Origin of the sequence: Nonomuraea marmarensis (assembly GCF_043197025.1) — a bacterium.
Lineage (GTDB): Bacteria > Actinomycetota > Actinomycetes > Streptosporangiales > Streptosporangiaceae > Nonomuraea > Nonomuraea marmarensis.
Window position 1 is genome coordinate 386,908 of record NZ_JBICRM010000005.1, and the last position, 17,380, is coordinate 404,287.

The following is a 17,380-nucleotide window of genomic DNA, read 5'->3' on the forward strand; positions in this document are numbered from 1 at the left end:
CGAAACACTGATCGTTTCCGTAGAACGGGCATGAGGGCACTTTCCGATGAGTCGCTTCTCGTCGGCATGGCTTCGGGGGACGCGCAGGCGGCCGCCGCTCTGGTTCGTCGGTATCAGGCCAGGGTGTTCGGGCTGGCGCGGACGATCGTGCGCGAGCCGGCGCTGGCCGAGGAGGTGGCTCAGGAGGCGTTCGTCCGGGCGTGGCGGCACAGCGCGGCGTACGACTCGCGCCGCGGCGCGGTGTCGACCTGGCTGCTGACCATCACCCGCAACCTGGCCATCGACGCGTTACGCCTCAAGCGGGAGGAACCGGTCGATCCACAGGTGCTGATGACCAAACTCCTCGCCGTCGAGCCGGCCGACGAGGCGCCGCAGGATGAGGAGTTCGTCCGCCAGGCCCTGCGCGGCCTGCCGGGGGAGCAGGCCAGGGCGATCGTGCTCGCCGTGTTCTACGGGATGTCAGGCAGGAAGATCGCCGAGATCGAGGGGATACCTTTGGGTACCGCCAAGACGCGTCTGCGCAGGGGCATGGCGAAACTCCGCGTCCAACTGGAGGTGAGCGATGGCTGAGCCCTCCGGCTGCGGGCGGGCCCGCGAGGCGATCCCCGAGCTGGCCGCGGGCGCCCTGTCAGGGGAGGAACGCGCGGTGGCGCTGCAGCATCTCACCGACTGCCCGGCCTGCCGCAGGGAGCTGGAAGAGGCGACCCGCATGGTCGACGCCCTCACCTCGATCGCACCCGCCGAGGAGCCGCCTCCCGCGTTCGAGTCACGTGTCCTGGCCAGGATCGCCGAGGTCAGGAAACCCTCGCTGCTGCGCCGGCTGACCCCGTACCTGGTCACGGTCGTTGTGGTGAGCGTGCTGGCGGGCGGGATCGTGTGGCGCGCCACGGAGGCGGACCGCCGGCTGGCGGCCGGTTACCGGGCCACGCTGCAGGTGGCCGACGGCCGCTACCTGACGGCCGCCGGTCTCTACTCCGGCCGTGAGGTGGCCGGTCACGTGTTCGCCTACCAGGGCTCGCCCAGCTGGCTCGTGTTCACCATGAAGCAGGAAGGCGGGCCGTACCAGGCCGTGCTGATCGGCATCGACGGCTCGACGGTCGACCTCGGCCGGTTCACGCTCTCGGGACGGCAACGGTCGTGGAGCAACACCGTCGAGCAGCCCATCGGGCAGATCGCGGAGATCCACCTGCGACGGCCCAACTCTCCGGACATGGTCGCCAGATTCCGGCGCTGACCCCGGCTTCGCGGGTGGGCCCGACACGCGCAGGCGGTGCTGCGGGTTCGGGTTCGGGGCGGGGCTGCCCAGGCACGCGGCCGCTATCGGGTGGCCCGCCGCGCTGACCAGCTAGATCTTCGGTATGAAAATGGGGTCATACTCAGGTGGTCTTGTCCGCCGGTTCCGCCCGGTTGGGTAGGAGCCGCACATGACCACGACGTACGGGATCCGGTCTGGCGCGCGTTCCGCGTGAGGCGAGGACACCATGGGAGCCATCCGGAGAGCGGCGCGGGAGCTGCGCAGAAAGGCCGAGCAGACCCCTGCCCGCCGGGACCGCCACGTCGACCTGCTGCGTGCCGTCTCGATCGCCGCCGTCGTGATCGGGCACTGGCTGGTCATCCAGGTGACCTACGACGGCGGTCTGCACGGGGCCAGCCTGCTGGACCTCGTGCCGTGGACCCGCCCGCTGACCTGGCTCTTCCAGGTCATGCCGATCTTCTTTCTGGTCGGCGGTTTCGCCAACGCGGCCTCGCTCGCCTCCCACCGTCGTCACGGCGGCGGTGTCAGCGGCTGGACGCTGCGCCGTACCGACCGGCTGGTGCGGCCCACCACCATGTTGCTGGCCGTGCTCACCACGGTTGCCCTGGTGGCCGGGGCCGTGGGAGCCGATCCTGCGATGATCGGGATGGCGGTCTGGGTGGCCGGGATCCCGTTGTGGTTCCTGGTGGCGTATCTGGCCGTGGTGGTCCTGACGCCGCCGATGCACGTACTGCATCGCCGGTACGGCCTGGCCGTGCCGATCGTGCTCGTCCTGCTGGTCGGGGCGGGTGACGTGGCGCGGCTGGGGTTGCGGATCCCGCATGGGGGCGAGGGCAACTTCCTGTTCGCCTGGCTGGCCGTTCATCAACTCGGCTTCGCCTGGCAGGATGGGCGCCTGCCGCGCCTCGCGCTGCCGCTGGCTCTGGGCGGGCTGGTCGCTCTGGTGGCGCTCACCGTGTTCGGTCCCTATCCGGTCAGCATGGTCGGCGTGACGGGAGAGATCCAGAACACCTCGCCGCCCACCCTGGCCCTGCTGGCGCTGGCCACCGCCCAGACCGGGCTGGCGCTGCTGCTGCACGATCCGTGCGAGCGGTGGTTGCGCGGGGTGCGCCGGTGGACGGTGGTCGTCGCGGTCAACTCGGTGATCATGACCTTGTTCCTGTGGCACCTGACTGCCGCGGTGCTCGGCGTGCTGGCGTTGTATCCGACCGGGTTGCTGCCACAGCCGTCTCCGGGGTCCGTCCCGTGGTTCCTGCTGCGCCTGCCCTGGCTCGCCGTGCTGGCGCTGATCCTGTGCTTGCTGGTGGCGGTGTTCGGGCCCGTCGAGCGGCGAGCCGGGCCGAGTCCCCCGGTGCCGGGACGTGGGGCGGGTGTTCTCACCGCGATCGGCATGGCCGGGGTGCTGGCCGGGCTCCTGGGCATCGCCATGGCCGGTCCTGGACACCACGGCCCCGCCGGGATGCCGACGGGGGCGCTGGTCGCGTACTTCGCCGGGGCCGCCGTCCTGCGGTTCACCCGCTCGGGGCGAGGCGGGCCGTCCAGCGGCCGGGCAGGTCGATCCGGGGCCAGGAGCTTACGTACGCGGGTGGCGGCACGTCGGCGTGGATCACCACCAGCCGGTGGGCACGGGCGAGGGCCTGGCGGATTTGGGCAGGCGGCTGTTCGGCGAATCGTTGGGTGATCCCCTGGGAGTGGCAGCCGAGCAGGTAGCCGATCTGCACGCCCGACTCGCCGTAGATCATGCAGGGCGGGCGCACGCCCTGGCGGCGCAGCTCGTCGACGGCCTGGGACATCCGCTCCCGTCCGGCCAGGTGGATCGCGGTCATGCGGTGTGCGTAGGCGCCCTGCAACGCCAGATGCGCCACCAGCCCAACTGCCATCAACACCGCCGGCGCACGTCGTCGGGCAAGTGCGGTCATGGCGTCGGCCGTGGGTAGCGCCAGCAGCGCGTACGCGGGCATCAGGAAGCGCGGTGCGGCGTAGTCGACATAGAAGAGGTACGGCAGTGCGAGCGCCAGCCCGCAACCCGCGGCCAGCAGCGCCGGGCCCGGGCGGCGCTCGCGCCAGGCCACCCACACGCCCGCGCCGGTCATCACCGGGATCGCCAGCCACCAGATCAGCGCGACCGGCGAGATCGGGCCGCAGTCGGTGCCGAACCGGCACAGGCTCGGGCCGTCCAGCGCGCGGGCGTGCTCGGCCAGGGAGAGGGTCCAGCCGGTGGCGTTGTGCCGGCCCGCGTCCCGCAGCCGCGCGGCCATCCCGCCGAAGGCAAGGTGGGCCTCGACCAGCCACTGCCCCCATCCCACGGCGAGTCCGGCCGCGATGGCGGCGAGCGACCAGGCCCGCCGCCAGGCGGGTACGGCCAGCGCCGCGGCGCCCAGGACCACGGCGGCCACCAGCGAGTCGGAGGGCCGCATCAGCGACATGACGGCGAACGCGACAGCCAATCCCACCGGCGCCAGCCGAGACCGGCCGCCCACTGCCACGAAGCCGGTGGCGGCCACCGCCGCCAGTGCGAGGTACAGGTTCGGCATCGCCTGACCGCCGTAGAACAGCGACAACCAGCACCCGGCGAACAGCAGCGCGGCCAGCGGCACCGCACGGTGATCGCGCACCCGCAGCCAGACCGCGAAGGCGGCATAAAGGCCCAGCGCGGACAGCACGATCAGGTACAGCCGCAACACCGGCACCGAATCGGTCACCGCCACCACCGGGCCGACCAGCAACGGAACCCCACGTGCGCGCGGGGCGCTGAAGGGCGCCGGGGGCGCGTGGGCGGCGTACTGGCTGGCGTAGACCGCCTCGTCCCAGCCGATGCCCAGCCACGGGGCGGCCAGGAGCACCTGCGCCAGACCGTACCCGATGCTCACCAGGGCGAGCAGGACCCACGGGGCCGATCGCCGCGCGGACACGCGTGTGGTGACGGTCATGGTGGACTCCGAACGACGTACCGGACAAACAGCCGCGTACCCTGATCGTTTGCCCGGCTACGCCTCGCGTACGGACGCTTTACCGGCCGGTCACCGAAGCTGGACCAGCACGGGACTCGCCGACCGTATCGATCCCGCCACCGCCCAACCGCCCCTGCGAGTTCGCCCTCGTCCTCGATGTGGAGCAAGTCGCATGAACGCGTCGGTGACTGGAGCCGGACCGCGCGGGTAGGGCGGCGGCTATAGACACACAGAGCTGGGGGCAGGCGATGACGCGACGGACGACCCGGTTGAGGCGGTTGCTGAGTGCCCCGGATATTCTGGTGGCCCCCGGTGCGTACGACGGGACCGGTGCCCGGCTGGTCCAGGCGCTCGGTTTCCAGGCGGTCTACCTCAGCGGCTTCCAGACCTCGGCCAGCCTGCTGGGCCAGCCCGACGTCGGCTACCTGACGATGACGCAGATGGTGGCGCGGGTCGCCGCCTTCACCGCCGCCGTCGACCTGCCGCTGATCGCCGACGCCGACACCGGCTACGGAAATCCGCTCAACGTACGGCGCGCGGTTCGCGAATACGAGGCGGCCGGTGCGGCGGCGATGCACATCGAGGACCAGACGTTCCCCAAGCGGTGCGGGCACATGCTGGGTCGCCACGTCATCGCCAAGGAGGAGATGATCCAGAAGATCAAGGCGGCGGTCGACGCCCGATGCGATCCCGACTTCATGATCATCGCCCGTACCGACGCGCGGACCACGATGGGCCTCGACGAGGCGCTCGATCGCGGCGCGGCCTACCACGAAGCGGGTGCCGACATGTTGTTCATCGAGTCTCCCGAGAGCGAAGAGGAGATGCGGCGCATCTGTGACACGTTCCGCGACCGCGTCCCCTTGCTCAGCAACCAGATCGAGGGTGGCCGTACCCCGCTGCTGGGCGTGCGCAGGCTGCAGGAGATGGGCTATGCGCTCGCGATCTTCTCGGTCGGCGCGGCGTTCGCCGCCGCCAAGGGCATGCGGGACTACCTGGAGACACTCGCCACCCAGGGCGACACACGGTCAATGGTCGAGAACCTGCTCGGATTCGCGGAGTTCAACACGCTGATCGGCCTCGACGAGCACGCCGTGCTGGAGGAGCGATACCAGATTCCGGGTTGACGGGCTCAGATCCAGGTGACCGTCGGCTGGTCGTCGCCGGTGGCCTCGGCGATGAGAGCCGCGCTCTTGGCGGCCTCCCTGCGCTGCGCGGGCGCCAGGCCGTCAAAGGCGGTGCGGGCCAGTCCGTGCCGATGCCACCTGTAGCCCAGCGTGACGGCCACGGCGCCACCCTAACGCGGTGAGTCGAAGGGAGGTGTGTTGCCGGTGAAGATGTCGTCGCGGGCCGCTCGGAAACCCTGCTGGAAGCTGGCCAGGCGGTCGCGGGCCTGCTCGGGTGAGACGCGCGGGATGGGGGCGACGCCTTTGGGCGTCGAGGTGGTGTCGGCCGTGCCCGGCACCAGATTGGCTTTCGGTACGCGCTTGGGCAGGCCGGAGGCGGTGGCGCCGTCGTTGACCGGGGTGGCCGCGGCCTCGGCAGCGCTCCAACCGGCGTCGGCCTGCGGCGAGCTCCAGACGTCGGCCCGATCACGGTTGAACCAGGCCGACTCGACCGCGGCGAAGATCGGCAGGTAGTCGTCGGCGGACGAGGCGGGCCGGACGGCCGGGATCGGGCCGGTGGCGGCCCCGTCGGCGCTGAGGGGGTCGTATCGCGCCCAGGCGCTGGGAGCCGCCGGGGTGACGGGGGCGACCACGGCCGAATAGGGGCGCAGGAGCGAGTCGGGCAGGAGTACGATCGCGGTCAGACCGCCGCCGCCGTGCGTACGCAGCTGAACGCGGATGCCGTGGCGGTGGGCCAGCCGGGCGACCACGAACAGGCCCATCCGCCGGGAGACGGACACGTCCACCGCAGGCATCCGGATGAGCCGGTCGTTGGCCTGCTCGAGCTCGTCGTGGGTCATGCCGATGCCGGCGTCGGTGATGGACAACATGATGCCGCCGTCGATCCGGGTGGTGGAGACGGTGACGCGGGCCTCGTACGGGGAGAACGCCAGCGCGTTCTCGATGAGCTCGGCCAGCAGGTGGACGATGTCGTTGACGGCCTGTCCGGAGATGGCGACGCCGTCGGCGAGCTGGGCCACGACCCGCTCGTAGCCCTCCACCTCCGACAGCGAGGCGCGGACGACGTCGGCCAGGCCGACCGGCTCGTTCCACCGTCTGGGGGGTTCCTGACCGGCCAGGACCAGCAGGTTCTCGTTGTTGCGCCGCATGCGGGTGGCCAGGTGGTCAAGGGTGAACAAGCTGGCCAGCCGCTGCTCGTCCGGCTCGCTGCGCTCCAGCCCGTCGATGAGCTTGATCTGCCGCTGGACCAGGGTCTGGCTGCGTCTGGACAGGCTGACGAACATGGCGTTGATGTTGGCCCGCACCCTGGACTCCTCGCCGGCCAGCCGGATGGCCTCGCGGTGCACCTCGTCGAAGGCGCGGGCCACCTCGCCGATCTCGTCACGGGAGTCCACCCCGATGGGAGCGACGGCGACGGCGGACTCGTCGCCGCTCTCGCGCAGCAGGCGGACCGTCTGGGGCAGGCGGGCGCCGGCGATGTGCAGGGCTTCCGACCGCAGCCTGCGCAGGGGACGTACCAGGGACCGGGCCATGATGGCCGTGATCATCAAGACCGCGAGCAGCAGCAGCAAGCTGTGGGCGGCGGCCAGGAGAGCGTCCCGGCGGGCGGCGTCCTCCAGCGTGCGGACCTGGATGTTGATCCATTCGCCCAGCCGCTTCTGCACCGCCCAGATCCCGTCGACGGTGCCGCTGACCGCCTCGAACCAGTGCTCGGCGTCATCGTCCCGCTCCGGCTCGATGTCGATCCGGTCGCCCCCGGCGGCCTGCGTCATCGCGCGCAGCCGGATCACCTCGGCCCGGTCCACCAGCGTGCCGGTGACGGTGTCGTCGTAGACCTGGCGCTGCTCCGGCGTGGCCACGGACTTGAACACCGCGATCTCACTTTCCTGCTGGGCCCGGGCGGTGATGAAGCGGTCGAGCTCGCCGGTCTGGAAGCGACCGGCCGTGGCCGCCCCGGCGAGCAGGGCGCGCTGCTCGGAGACGGCGTTATGGGCCTTGGCCAGGGCGGACAGCGCCCGGACGCTGTTGGCCAGCGCCTCCTGGTCGCCGCCGCCCTGGCTGATCTGGTCGTGGAACTGCACGAGAACGGCGATGATCTGGGAGTACTTCGTCACCGTCGGCAGCGCCAGCAACTGGGAGCTCAGCACGATGTTGCGGGTCGCGGTGATCTCCGGCAGGCGGCTGAGCATCTGCTGGGCGAGGGTCGAGGCGCTCTCGCCGTAGTCGGGGGTGATGGCCGCGACCTGCTCGCGAAAGGCGGCGGCGGCCTCGTCGACGGGTTCGAACTGCGCGCGCAGCGGCTCCTCCCACTCAGGCGTGCGATCGGCGGCCACGTAGTAGACGGCGAGGTCCCGCTCGAGGGCGAGCTGCTGGGTCAGCTCGGTGACGGTGGCGCTGAGCTCGGCCTTGTCCAGTACGTGCTGGTACTGGCTCGCCGCGGCCCAGGAGGTGATGACCTGCTGGGCGCCGACCACGATGCTCACCCCGGTGGGGATGACGATCAGGGCGATCAGCCGCGAACGTACCTTCCAATCACGAAAACGGAATCTACGCCTGCGCGTACTGACCGTTCTCCTGTGCGGCTGGTTCCTCACTGGGCTCCCTAGATGCGCACCCCGAGACGAAGAGCAATTTGAGCACATCCGAGCCAGGTAGGCCAACCTTACAAATCATCTGACTTTCCGGAAAGGTTCATTGAAGACATATATCTCCCAGCGAAGCCGAGAAGGAACAAAATTGGACAGTTCTCGACAACAGGTAATGTTTCGCTGAGTCGGGAATCAGTAACATTTCATGGCATTACTCCTTACTTCTCCTGTACGATCATGTCCGCGTGACTGCCAAGGAGAACTCATGAAATCCGGGCCTGCTTTTCGCGCCTGTGCGGCACTTCTCGCCCTGGTCGTCCTCGCGGCTTGTGGTGGTACGGACGCCGAGCCGTCCGCCGGGCCCGGGGGCCTGGAGAAGACCACGTTGACCATCGGCGTCAGCCCCACGCCCTCCTCGGCCCCGGTGTACATCGCCGAGCGCAAGGGCTTCTTCAAGGAAGAGGGCCTGACCATCAAGACCGAGATCATCCAGGCGCCGCAGGCGGTCATGCCGAAGATCCTCAACGGCAGCATCGACGTCTTCAAAGGCAGCTACGTGTCCCTGATCAACATTCAGGGCAGCGGCGCGGCCAGAATAAAGATCCTCTACGACAGCCTGCAGGGCGCGCCCGGCATCGCCGGCGTCGTGGTCATGAAGGACTCTCCGCTACAGGGCCCGAAGGATCTCAAGGGCAAGACGATCGCCGTCAACTCCCTCAACAACCTGGGCACGATGGTGACGAGCGCGCACCTGAAGACCCAGGAGGTGACCCCGGAGCAGGTGAAGTTCGTGGTCGTCAACTTCGAGGCCCAGCTGGCCGCGCTCAAGAACTCCCAGGTGGACGCGGCCTGGATGGTCGAGCCGTTCCTGTCGGCCGCCCAGCAGGCCGGGGCCAAGCTGTTGCTCGACACCAACACGGGCCCCACCGACGCGCTGCCGATCGACGGCTGGGCCGCGACGGAAGCCTGGACCACCAAGCATCCCAAGACCGCCGCCGCCTTCCAGCGCGCCGTGGCCAAGGCCCAGCGCCTGGCCGCGACCGACCGCGCCGAACTGGCCGCGGTCGTCCCGCTGTACACCCAGACACCCAAGGAGGCGGTGATGACCATGGCCATGGGCACGTTCCCCACGTCGCTGAACGCGACGCGGATCCAGCGGGTGGCCGACCTGATGTTCGAGTTCGGCTACCTGAAGTCCAGGGTGGACGTGGCCTCCATGGTCGTCCCCGTTCCCGGCCGGCGTTAGCGCGGGCCGTACAACCGCTCGATCGTCTCCGCCTGCCGGGCCCGGAACCACGCCCGGTCCCGCGCCCCGGCCGACAGCCCGCCGGGACGCTCGCCGTCGTGCCTGCCGTACTCCTCGGCCCACAAGCCGGTCTTCACCCGGCTCAGCAGGTTGCCCATCCCGGGTCGCAGGCGCAGCCGGCGCAGCGCCGCCACGTCCAGTTCCGCGGAGGCCACCAGCGACTCGCCCGCGCCCGCCTGCGCCAGCACCCGCCCCTGGTGGTCGATCACCTCCGAACCGCCGTTGGTGGAGTCACCGGGGATCGCGATGCCCGACAGGCCGGCGCTGTTGGCCGAGACCACGTAGGCCAGGTTCTCGACGGCCCTGGCCCGGCGGGCGATCGCCTTCGGCGTCAGCGCCGGTGAGGACGCCTCGGAGGTGGGATGGCAGAAGACCTCGGCACCGCGCAGGGCCAGCACGCGGGCCAGCTCCGGCATGAGGATCTCCTCCGACGCGAGCACCGCCAGGTTGCCGATCTCGGTACGGGCCACCGGCAGTACGCCGTCGATGCCGTAGATGTCCACGTACCGTTCCCACACGTCGTACGGGGTCGGCGTGAACATCGAGTGCAGCCTGCGATAGCGCAGCACCACCTCCCCGGCAGGCGAGAAGATCACCGACGCCTGGAAGTACAACTCGGGGAAGTGCTCGTCCCGTTCGTAGGCGTTCACGCACAGGAACACCTCGTGCCGCACGGCGATCTCGCCCAGCGCCCGGTACTCCGGGCCGCCGGGATCGAGCGCGGCCTTGTCCCGCCACTCGGCGAAACTCTCCCGCATGGGGAAACCGGTCAGCGCGTACTCCGGCAGCACCACCAGGCGCAGCTCGGGGCCGATCCACGCCGCCGAGCCGCGTACCTGCTGGTCGATGCGGTCGATGGCGGCGCGGATCTCGGCCCGCGGATCGGCGGCGGCGTTGACGGCCCTGGTCTCCACCTGCAGCGCGAGGGCGGTAAAGGCGGTCATTCAGCCGGCCCTCCGCTCGTTGATCAGCGTACGTTTCACGCATTCACCGTCCTTGATCCACTGCCAGACCCTGCTGCGCGACTTGCCGTCCTCGCTCAGCACGATCAGCTCGAACAGCCGCAGATCCTCCCCCTCGGCCTTGAACCGCCAGCGCAGGTAGAGGGTGAACTCGTCCAGCTCCCAGAACTCGCCCTTGAGCCGGTCGGTGTCGAAGCCGCAGCGCCCGCCGCCGAGATAGCGGCCGGGGAACTCGTGCACCTCCTCCCGGCCGTCGTCCCAGGTGTAGCGGTTGGTCTGGTGGTAGGTGACATCGTCGACGATCGCGCAGGTCATCCGCACGCGGTGCCGATCGAGTACGGCGCCGTCGCGGTCGAGGTGGACGTACTCGCCCTCCCACTCGCCCTCGTGGCGGGCCAGCAGCGGCATCTCCTCGCGAAGCCCCACGTCTACTCCTCCTCCAGCGGATGCCACCACGGGTCGGCGGCCTCGGATCGGTTCACCAGGAAGGCCCGGCGGCGCAGGAACCGGCCGATCGAGGCGGCGCCCATGCGCGAGCTCCCCAAGCCGGACAGCCCGAAGGAGTGCTTCTCCCCCTCGTGCACGAGCGCGGTCAGTGAGGCGTCGTTGACGCTGATCGCCCCCGCGCGCAGCCGGGCGGCCACCTGCATGGCGGCCGGCTCCGAGCCGGCGAAGACGGCGGCCGACAACCCGTAGACGGAGTCGTTGGCCAAGGCCACCGCCTCCTGCGCGTCGGCGACGGCCATGAGCGGCAGCAGCGGGCCGAACGTCTCCTCCGTCATTACCCGCATGCCGTGGGTGACCTGCGACAACACCGTGGGCCGGCACCAGTGGCCGCCGCCGTGCCGCTCGATCTGGCCGCCTGTGTGCACGAGCGCGCCGCCGGCCACCGCGTCGGCCAGGTGAGCGGCGATGACCTCCTCCTGCCCCGGGCCGATGATCGGCCCGATCGGGCCGCCCTCACACGTCAGCTTCACCTTGGCCGCCTTCGCGACGAGCAGCTCGAGGAAGGCGTCGTGCACACCGCGCTCGACATAGATCCGCTCGATCGACTGGCAGGACTGCCCGGCGTTGGCGGTGCCGCCCCACAGGATCGCCGACGTCGCCCGGTCGAGGTCGGCCCCTTCCAGCACGATCGCCGGGTCCTTGCCGCCCAGCTCCAGGAAGGCCGGAATGAACGCCCGGGCCGCCGCCTGCCCCACCACCTGGCCCGTCTCCACGCTGCCGGTGAACACCACGGCGTCCACCATCCCCACCAGCGCCGCCCCCGTCTCGCCGTCCCCCTCGACCACCCGCAGCGGCAGCTCGTCGGGCACCAGCCGCATCAGCGGCTCGATGAACCGCGGCGTCACCTCGCTCGGCTTGACCAGCACCGCGCATCCGGCCGCCAGCGCGGGCACCGCGTCGATCAGGCCGAGCAGCAGCGGGAAGTTCCACGGGCTGATCACCCCCACCAGCTCGTACGGCACCGCGTCGCCGCCCACGAAGACGCCGGGCAGGGAGGCGGGCCGCTCGGCCGGGGGCGCGAGCAGCGCGGGAGCCTGACGTGCCCACCGCTCGATCAGGCCCGCGGTGATCTGCCGCTCCAGCCGCGACTCGCCCACCCGCCCGGTGTCGGCCACCAGCGCGGCCAGCAGGTCGTCGTCGGCGGCCAGCGCGGCACCGAAGGCGGACAAGATCTCTCCGCGGTCCGCGCGCTGCCACCCGGCGGCCCGCGCCCGCAGCTCGGCCGCGATCTCAGCGAGCCGGCCGGCCGTGGCGGGCGCGAGCGGGCGTTCGGGCCGCCCGGTGAGCGGGTTCCTGACCGTCCCGCTCATGGGCACCCATCAGTGGGTACGCCGACGTCGCTGGTCCACACCGTTTCGTCCTCCGCACCGGAGAAATCAGGACGAGGCCTATTCTGATCATGCGCGAACCGGCACTGTCCAGCCGTACCCGAAACTGAAAAGACGCACATCTCAGGGCACTTTTCACGGCTTGCGGCCGACGCCCCCGTACAGCCATTTCGTGGCCGCGGGGGCCGGGTCGTCCGGGTCGGGGCGCCAGGTGTCGATGGTGACCAGACCGGGGTCGACCAGGTCGAATCCATCGAAGAAGCGGGCGACCTCCGCGTGCTCGCGGAAGTAGATCGGTGTCGGGGTGGCCGCGTAAACGGTCTCGATCTGGGCGACCGCGTCCGCCGAGTGGCCGTCGCGGGTGACGTGGGTGGCCGTGAGGTGGCTGCCGGACGGCAGGGCGTCGCGGAGGTGGCCCATGATCGAGGGCCGTTCGTCCATGGTGAGGAAGTGTGTCATGGCGATCATCAGGACGCCGACCGGCTCGTGGAAATCGATGAGCTTGACCGTTTCCGGATGTCCGAGGACCTCGGCCGGGTGCCGCATGTCGGCGGCGGCCACGGTGGTGTTGACGTCGGTCGCCAGGATCGCGCGACCGTGTTGCAGCACGACCGGGTCATTGTCGACGTAGACCACGCGAGCGTCCGGGACGATCTCCTGAGCGATCTCATGCGTGTTGCCCACGGTGGGCAGGCCGGAGCCGATGTCGATGAACTGCCGGATCCCCTGCCGAGCCATGTAACGCACCGCGCGACGCAGGAAGGCCCGGTTTTCCTGCGCTAACTGACGGATCTCGGGCATGGCCTTCTCGACCCGCCCCACGGCCTCCCGATCGATCTCGAAGTTGTCTTTTCCTCCGAGGTAGTAGTCGTACATTCGGGCGACGCTCGGCCTGGTGACGTCGATGCCCTTCGGGGCGCTCCCGTCCTGCTCCGTCATTTACACGGCCTCCATTAGAGATCATCCGATACTCAAGTTAGCGCAACTAACGGAGGCGGCGAGCCAAGAAGGGGCAGCCGGACGATGAGCCGGTTCCAGATCGAACCATGGAACCTGACGAGCAGGCCCCGGCCGCCCCCTGACGGCTGGGGGGCTCATCGCATTTGGTGCTCCAGTCGTTGCCGACTGGAGCAATGTCGAGATTAGGACCTTTCATCCGCTTTGTATAGGTTCCTGATGCGATTTCTTGACTCGGCCGATGTACAGGTAGATCAAGTTCTTGTTGACCGGCGCGGCGCTGGTAACCCTTTACGGTTCACCGCAATTCGTGTTGTGATCTGTCAGGCACCACCGTTCAATCGATTGACGGGGGATGCAGGAGCATGGCGTCGAGATCCTCAACGTCAGCATGGACGCGGTCACGATCGGCGAGGCGAACGACGCGATCATGGCGGTCGCCGAATACCGCGCGAGCAGGGGCGGTCACCGCAACAGGGTGATCAAGGGTGACGCGGGCCGTTTGCCATCGGCAACGCTACGGGACGACCGCCGCGCCCACCTGGGGGTCGGCTGGGCGCCTCACTCGTTGAGCTTGGTGGCCACCTTGTCCGGGTCGGGTGCTTTGATGGACACCTTGCGGCCCCATCCGGTGAACCGGCTGTCGATGGTGAACGTCTTGCCCTCCAGCGCGTCCGTGTCGAACACCCCCGTCGCGGCGTACGAGCTGGTCACCCTGGTCACCAGCCCCGCGCCGTTGACCGTGAGGGTGTAGGACACCTTCGTCTCGTTGTGCCACCGGATCGGGATCGACGCGCCGAACCAGGGCGACAGCTTGTCGAGCTCCTTGAAGGTGATCTTCCCGGTGTACGTGTTCCTGACGTGCTTGCCCTTCTTGATCAACCCGGCCAGCGTCTTCGGCTCGGCCGGGTTGATCACCTGCCCGTAGAAGCCCGAGCCACCCGCGAGCATGCCGCCTATCTTGTACCAGGTCTTGCCCTCCGGCAGCTGGTCCTTCCACATGCCGCCGGAGGACCAGCCGGTCCTGCCGACGCTGATCGTGCGCTCCGGCGTCCGGCTGTCCTCGAACTCCGACGTCTCGTTCAGCATCTTCGCCGTGATGTCGGAGGCGGCGATGCCCTTCTTGTTGAACTGGAAGGTTCCGGTACGGCGCTGGAAGGGATCCTTGCCACGGTCGTCGGCTAACGTCGTGGTCTCGCTGAAACGTACGCCGTGTCCGGTCACCAGCTGGGCCTGCAGCGCGCGTACCGGGTCCTTGGGCGCGGCATGCGCGGGGGCGGCGGCCACCAGGACGGCGCCGCCGGCCACCACGGCCGCGATCATGTTCTTCATGGTCGCCGATCGTGGCAAAGGCAGATCACGAATCGGGGCAGTGGGCGTGATTCTCCACCGTTGCTGGGCGACGACCTGACCGTGGTGGGCGAGGACTGAGCCAGGTGGACGCGGCCCCCGTCATGGGCGGATCGCGCCGAGTAGGCGGTTGCGCCAGTAGTCGTCGAGGTCGACCACCTTGATGACGTCTCCGGTCTGTGGCGCGTGGACCATCTTGCCGCCGCCGGCGTACATGCCCATGTGCCCGAGTCCTTTGCTGAAGAGCAGGTCGCCGGGTTGTAAGGCGTCCAGGGGGACGCGTCGGCCGGCGCCCCAGCTCCACTGGGTCCAGGTGGTACGGGGCAGCTCGACGCCCGCGGTGCGCCAGGCTGCCTGGGTGAGGCCGGAGCAGTCGAAGGAGTTGGGTCCCGTGCCGCCGTACCGGTAGGGCTTGCCGACCTGGGCGAAGGCGAACTGGAGCGCCTCGCGGGCGTTGCCGGAGGCCGGGCCGGTGTACTGGATGCCGGGGCTGTTCGGGTCGCCGGTCTGGAAGGCGCCCAGCCGGCGCAGCAGCTTGGTCTGTTCGCCGACGAGTTTGTCGACCTTCGTCTTCTCGCCGCGTACCTTGTCGCGTGCGGTATCGGCCTCTCGCAGCACGCCCTTGGCCTGGTCGCGCCGGTCGCGCAGGTCCTTGGTGGTCGCCTCGAAGGCGCGTACTTTCGCCGCCCTGGCCTGCGCGATCTGTTCGAGGGAGGCCATGCCGCTCAGGATCGACTCGGGGTCGCCCTGGCCGACGAATCTGCCCCAGCCGGTGAACGGGCCGAGCTGGTAGTCGCTGACCGCCACGGTGGCGAGGTCCTTGCGCAGGGTGTCGGCTTGGGCGGCCTTGCGTCCGAGCTCGGTGTTGAGGACGTCGTACTTCTTCTTCGCGTTCCGGTAGGTTTCGGTGGCCTGGTTGTACCGCTCGACCACCTGGTCGGCCTGCTCGTTCAGCTTCACCAGCTTGGCCCTGGCCTGGGCCGGCGACGGGTCGGCGGCGGCGGCGCCGGGGTTGGAGACCAGTGCGGCCGATGCCAGTGTCACGGCCACTGCGGTTCGCCCAAGCATGGCCACTACGATGCCTCCTCGTAAATCTCCACATCGGGCCGCCCCGTGCGACAGCGAAGGTCCTGCTCGCGGCCGTTGATCGTCAGGGTCGGAACATACTATCCGCCGTAGCGGACTGTCGTGCCGATCCCTGTGGAGATACGCAGGCCACCCCCGGGGCGTTCAATGGCGTGCGCCCCGGCTCCTTCTGGAACCGGGGGCGCTGCTGGAGTGATCGGGTGCTCAGTGGACGGGTTCGGGCTCTGGCTGCGCGGTCTTGGGGACGCGCAGGGTGAGGGCGGCGAGCAGGGCGCCGACGACGGCGATGGCGGTGGCTCCGACGAATGCGGCGGAGAAGCCGTTGGTCAGCGCGGGCAGGTTGCCGAGCCGGCCGGAGCCGTTGGCGGCGGCGACGGCGGTCATGGCGGCCAGGCCGAGGGCGCTGCCGATCTGGTAGCTGGTGTTGACGATGCCGGAAGCGAGGCCGCCTTCCTCGGGACGGGCGGCGGAGATGGCGGTGCCGAGGGAGGGGATGAAGGCCAGCGACATGCCCAGCGCGGCGACGAGACTGGCGGGCAGGACGTCGACGACGAAGCTGCCGTCCGGGCTGACGAATGACAGCCAGCCCATGCCCACGGCGAGCAGGGCCATGCCGGTGACCGTTATCGTCTTGGGGCCGAATCGGTTGATGGCACGCGGCGCCAGCACGATCATGCCGATCATGATCAGGATGGTCGTCGGCAGCAGGGCGGCGCCGCTGGGGAAGGCGCTGTAGCCGAGGACCTGCTGCAGGTAGAGGTTGAGGAAGAACCACATCGGGATCCACGCGCCACCCAGCAGCAGCTGGGCGAGGTTGGCCGCGGCCAGGTTGGGGGTGCGGAAGATGGACAGCCGCATCAGCGGCTCGCGGCGGCGGGCCTGGATCGCGACGAAGGTGGCGAGCAGGGCGACGGCGGCGGCGAGCACGAGCCAGGTCTGCGCGGAGCCCCAGCCGACCTCCGGGGCGCGGACGATGGCGTAGACCGCGACGGCCAGGCCCGCGGTGACGGTCAGCGCGCCGGTGAGATCGATGGAGCCGCGCCGGGTCTGGGCGGCGGGCATCAGCGGGGCGGTGGCCAGCAGCGCGATCAGCGCGATGGGGATGTTGATGTAGAACACCCAGGGCCAGCTCAGATATTCGGTGATGACGCCGCCGAGGAACACCCCGGCGGTGCCGCCCGCCGGGGCCGCCGCCCCGTACAGGGACAGAGCCTTGGTGAGCTCCTTGGGGTCGTGGCCGAACAACATCATCAGCAGGGTCAGCGCGGACGGGGCGATCAGGGCGGCGCCGGCGCCTTGGACGGCGCGGCCGGTCAGCTCCACCCACACCTCGGGAGCGAGGCCGGCGACCAGCGAGCCGGCGAGCAGGATCAGCCAGCCGGCGCCGAACAGCCGGCGAGCGCCGAACAGGTCCGACAGCCGCCCGCCGAGCAGCAGCAGCCCGCCGAAGGCGACGACGTAGGCGTTGAACACCCAGGACAGGCTCTCCTGGGAGAAGCCGAGGTCCTCCTGGATGCGGGGCAGGGCCACGCCGATGATCGACGTGTCCATGATGACGATGAACTGGGCGGTGGCGATCAGAGCCAGGGCGGTCCATCGCCGGGGGGATGGTGCGGACATGAGCACTCTCCAGGCGATAAGCCGTACCGGGGTAGGGTACGAGCTGCGTTGGACTGCTCCCCGTTTTCCAGGAAGCTGATACCCGTCGGGGGTATGAGATGGCAATAAATACTACCTAGGGGTATATGTCAAGCTCGACGGCTCCGGCGTCCAGAAAGGGCGGAGATTGCCCCTTGCTATCGGAATACCATAGGGGGGTATAGTGTTGTAGTAGGCGAGAGGCTCGATGGGAGGCTGGCATGGTCGGATATAGCGGTAGCAAGCAGGATCACGCGGTGCGGCTGCGCCGGGTCGAGGGGCAGGTGCGTGGTCTGCAGCGGATGGTCGAAGACGACAAATACTG

The 17,380-nt window shown here is 69.5% G+C and carries 15 protein-coding genes; 6 read left to right on the forward strand and 9 right to left on the reverse strand.

Annotated elements, in window-relative coordinates; all coding sequences use genetic code 11:
- Positions 1–66 precede the first annotated feature (66 nt).
- The 4 genes from ACFLIM_RS11105 (at position 67) to ACFLIM_RS11120 (ending at position 5,333) form a co-directional block, all read left to right on the forward strand.
- Positions 67–570 carry an RNA polymerase sigma factor gene (locus ACFLIM_RS11105; protein ID WP_393164405.1) on the forward strand — a complete coding sequence of 168 codons (504 nt, stop codon included), beginning with the start codon at positions 67–69 and terminating at the stop codon, positions 568–570.
- Positions 563–1,234 (forward strand): anti-sigma factor family protein, encoded by a 672-nt coding sequence (locus ACFLIM_RS11110; protein WP_393164406.1) that lies wholly within the window; start codon positions 563–565, stop codon positions 1,232–1,234. Before ACFLIM_RS11105 ends, ACFLIM_RS11110 begins: the two co-directional genes overlap by 8 nt.
- A 247-nt stretch (positions 1,235–1,481) precedes the next feature.
- Positions 1,482–2,936, forward strand: coding sequence for an acyltransferase family protein (locus ACFLIM_RS11115; protein WP_393164407.1), 1,455 nt, complete (start codon positions 1,482–1,484; stop codon positions 2,934–2,936).
- Positions 2,937–4,454: 1,518 nt separating this feature from the next.
- Positions 4,455–5,333 (forward strand): isocitrate lyase/PEP mutase family protein, encoded by an 879-nt coding sequence (locus ACFLIM_RS11120; protein ID WP_393164408.1) that lies wholly within the window; start codon positions 4,455–4,457, stop codon positions 5,331–5,333.
- Between the two features lie 5 nt (positions 5,334–5,338).
- Here ACFLIM_RS11120 and ACFLIM_RS11125 read toward each other — a convergent pair whose 3' ends face one another.
- Both ACFLIM_RS11125 and ACFLIM_RS11130 read right to left on the reverse strand, forming a co-directional pair.
- A complete protein-coding gene (locus tag ACFLIM_RS11125; RefSeq protein ID WP_393164409.1) occupies positions 5,339–5,494 on the reverse strand; it encodes a hypothetical protein in 156 nt (51 codons plus the stop codon).
- A gap of 9 nt (positions 5,495–5,503) precedes the next feature.
- On the reverse strand, positions 5,504–7,816 hold the full coding sequence (locus ACFLIM_RS11130; protein ID WP_393164410.1) for a sensor histidine kinase: 2,313 nt from the start codon (positions 7,814–7,816) through the stop codon (positions 5,504–5,506).
- A gap of 370 nt (positions 7,817–8,186) precedes the next feature.
- On the opposite strand from ACFLIM_RS11130, the gene ACFLIM_RS11135 reads away from it, so the two are divergent.
- Positions 8,187–9,167, forward strand: coding sequence for an ABC transporter substrate-binding protein (locus tag ACFLIM_RS11135; RefSeq protein ID WP_393164411.1), 981 nt, complete (start codon positions 8,187–8,189; stop codon positions 9,165–9,167).
- Here the strand turns inward: ACFLIM_RS11135 and ACFLIM_RS11140 are convergent.
- From ACFLIM_RS11140 to ACFLIM_RS11170, 7 genes are all read right to left on the reverse strand, one after another.
- The gene (locus tag ACFLIM_RS11140) at positions 9,164–10,171 is read right to left on the reverse strand and encodes a nitrilase-related carbon-nitrogen hydrolase (protein WP_393164412.1); all 1,008 of its coding nucleotides are present in this window, start codon (positions 10,169–10,171) and stop codon (positions 9,164–9,166) included. The two genes, ACFLIM_RS11135 and ACFLIM_RS11140, sit on opposite strands and share 4 nt — an antisense overlap.
- A complete protein-coding gene (locus tag ACFLIM_RS11145) occupies positions 10,172–10,615 on the reverse strand; it encodes a DUF3598 family protein (protein ID WP_393164413.1) in 444 nt (147 codons plus the stop codon).
- Between the two features lie 2 nt (positions 10,616–10,617).
- Positions 10,618–12,006: an aldehyde dehydrogenase family protein gene (locus ACFLIM_RS11150; RefSeq protein ID WP_393164414.1), complete on the reverse strand. Its 1,389-nt coding sequence runs from the start codon at positions 12,004–12,006 to the stop codon at positions 10,618–10,620.
- Positions 12,007–12,159: 153 nt separating this feature from the next.
- Positions 12,160–12,963 (reverse strand): SAM-dependent methyltransferase, encoded by an 804-nt coding sequence (locus ACFLIM_RS11155; RefSeq protein ID WP_393164415.1) that lies wholly within the window; start codon positions 12,961–12,963, stop codon positions 12,160–12,162.
- Between the two features lie 579 nt (positions 12,964–13,542).
- Positions 13,543–14,313 carry a hypothetical protein gene (locus ACFLIM_RS11160; RefSeq protein ID WP_393164416.1) on the reverse strand — a complete coding sequence of 257 codons (771 nt, stop codon included), beginning with the start codon at positions 14,311–14,313 and terminating at the stop codon, positions 13,543–13,545.
- 120 nt (positions 14,314–14,433) lie between these two features.
- Positions 14,434–15,399: a C40 family peptidase gene (locus ACFLIM_RS11165; protein WP_393164417.1), complete on the reverse strand. Its 966-nt coding sequence runs from the start codon at positions 15,397–15,399 to the stop codon at positions 14,434–14,436.
- Between the two features lie 222 nt (positions 15,400–15,621).
- Entirely contained in the window at positions 15,622–17,037 is a 1,416-nt protein-coding gene (locus tag ACFLIM_RS11170) for an MFS transporter (protein ID WP_393164418.1), read from the reverse strand.
- A gap of 239 nt (positions 17,038–17,276) precedes the next feature.
- Here ACFLIM_RS11170 and ACFLIM_RS11175 point away from each other — a divergent pair.
- A partial coding sequence (locus tag ACFLIM_RS11175) for a metal-sensing transcriptional repressor (RefSeq protein ID WP_393164433.1) occupies positions 17,277–17,380 on the forward strand: 104 nt, incomplete at its 3' end.

Excerpts from the sequence above, each read along its gene's own strand:
- ACFLIM_RS11105 (WP_393164405.1), top strand. The coding sequence starts at position 67 with ATGGCTTCGGGGGACGCGCAGGCGGCCGCCGCTCTGGTTCGTCGGTAT.
- ACFLIM_RS11110 (WP_393164406.1), top strand. The coding sequence starts at position 563 with ATGGCTGAGCCCTCCGGCTGCGGGCGGGCCCGCGAGGCGATCCCCGAG.
- ACFLIM_RS11115 (WP_393164407.1), top strand. The coding sequence starts at position 1,482 with ATGGGAGCCATCCGGAGAGCGGCGCGGGAGCTGCGCAGAAAGGCCGAG.
- ACFLIM_RS11120 (WP_393164408.1), top strand. The coding sequence starts at position 4,455 with ATGACGCGACGGACGACCCGGTTGAGGCGGTTGCTGAGTGCCCCGGAT.
- ACFLIM_RS11135 (WP_393164411.1), top strand. The coding sequence starts at position 8,187 with ATGAAATCCGGGCCTGCTTTTCGCGCCTGTGCGGCACTTCTCGCCCTG.
- ACFLIM_RS11140 (WP_393164412.1), bottom strand. The coding sequence starts at position 10,171 with ATGACCGCCTTTACCGCCCTCGCGCTGCAGGTGGAGACCAGGGCCGTC.
- ACFLIM_RS11150 (WP_393164414.1), bottom strand. The coding sequence starts at position 12,006 with ATGAGCGGGACGGTCAGGAACCCGCTCACCGGGCGGCCCGAACGCCCG.
- ACFLIM_RS11155 (WP_393164415.1), bottom strand. The coding sequence starts at position 12,963 with ATGACGGAGCAGGACGGGAGCGCCCCGAAGGGCATCGACGTCACCAGG.
- ACFLIM_RS11160 (WP_393164416.1), bottom strand. The coding sequence starts at position 14,313 with ATGAAGAACATGATCGCGGCCGTGGTGGCCGGCGGCGCCGTCCTGGTG.
- ACFLIM_RS11165 (WP_393164417.1), bottom strand. The coding sequence starts at position 15,399 with ATGCTTGGGCGAACCGCAGTGGCCGTGACACTGGCATCGGCCGCACTG.
- ACFLIM_RS11170 (WP_393164418.1), bottom strand. The coding sequence starts at position 17,037 with ATGTCCGCACCATCCCCCCGGCGATGGACCGCCCTGGCTCTGATCGCC.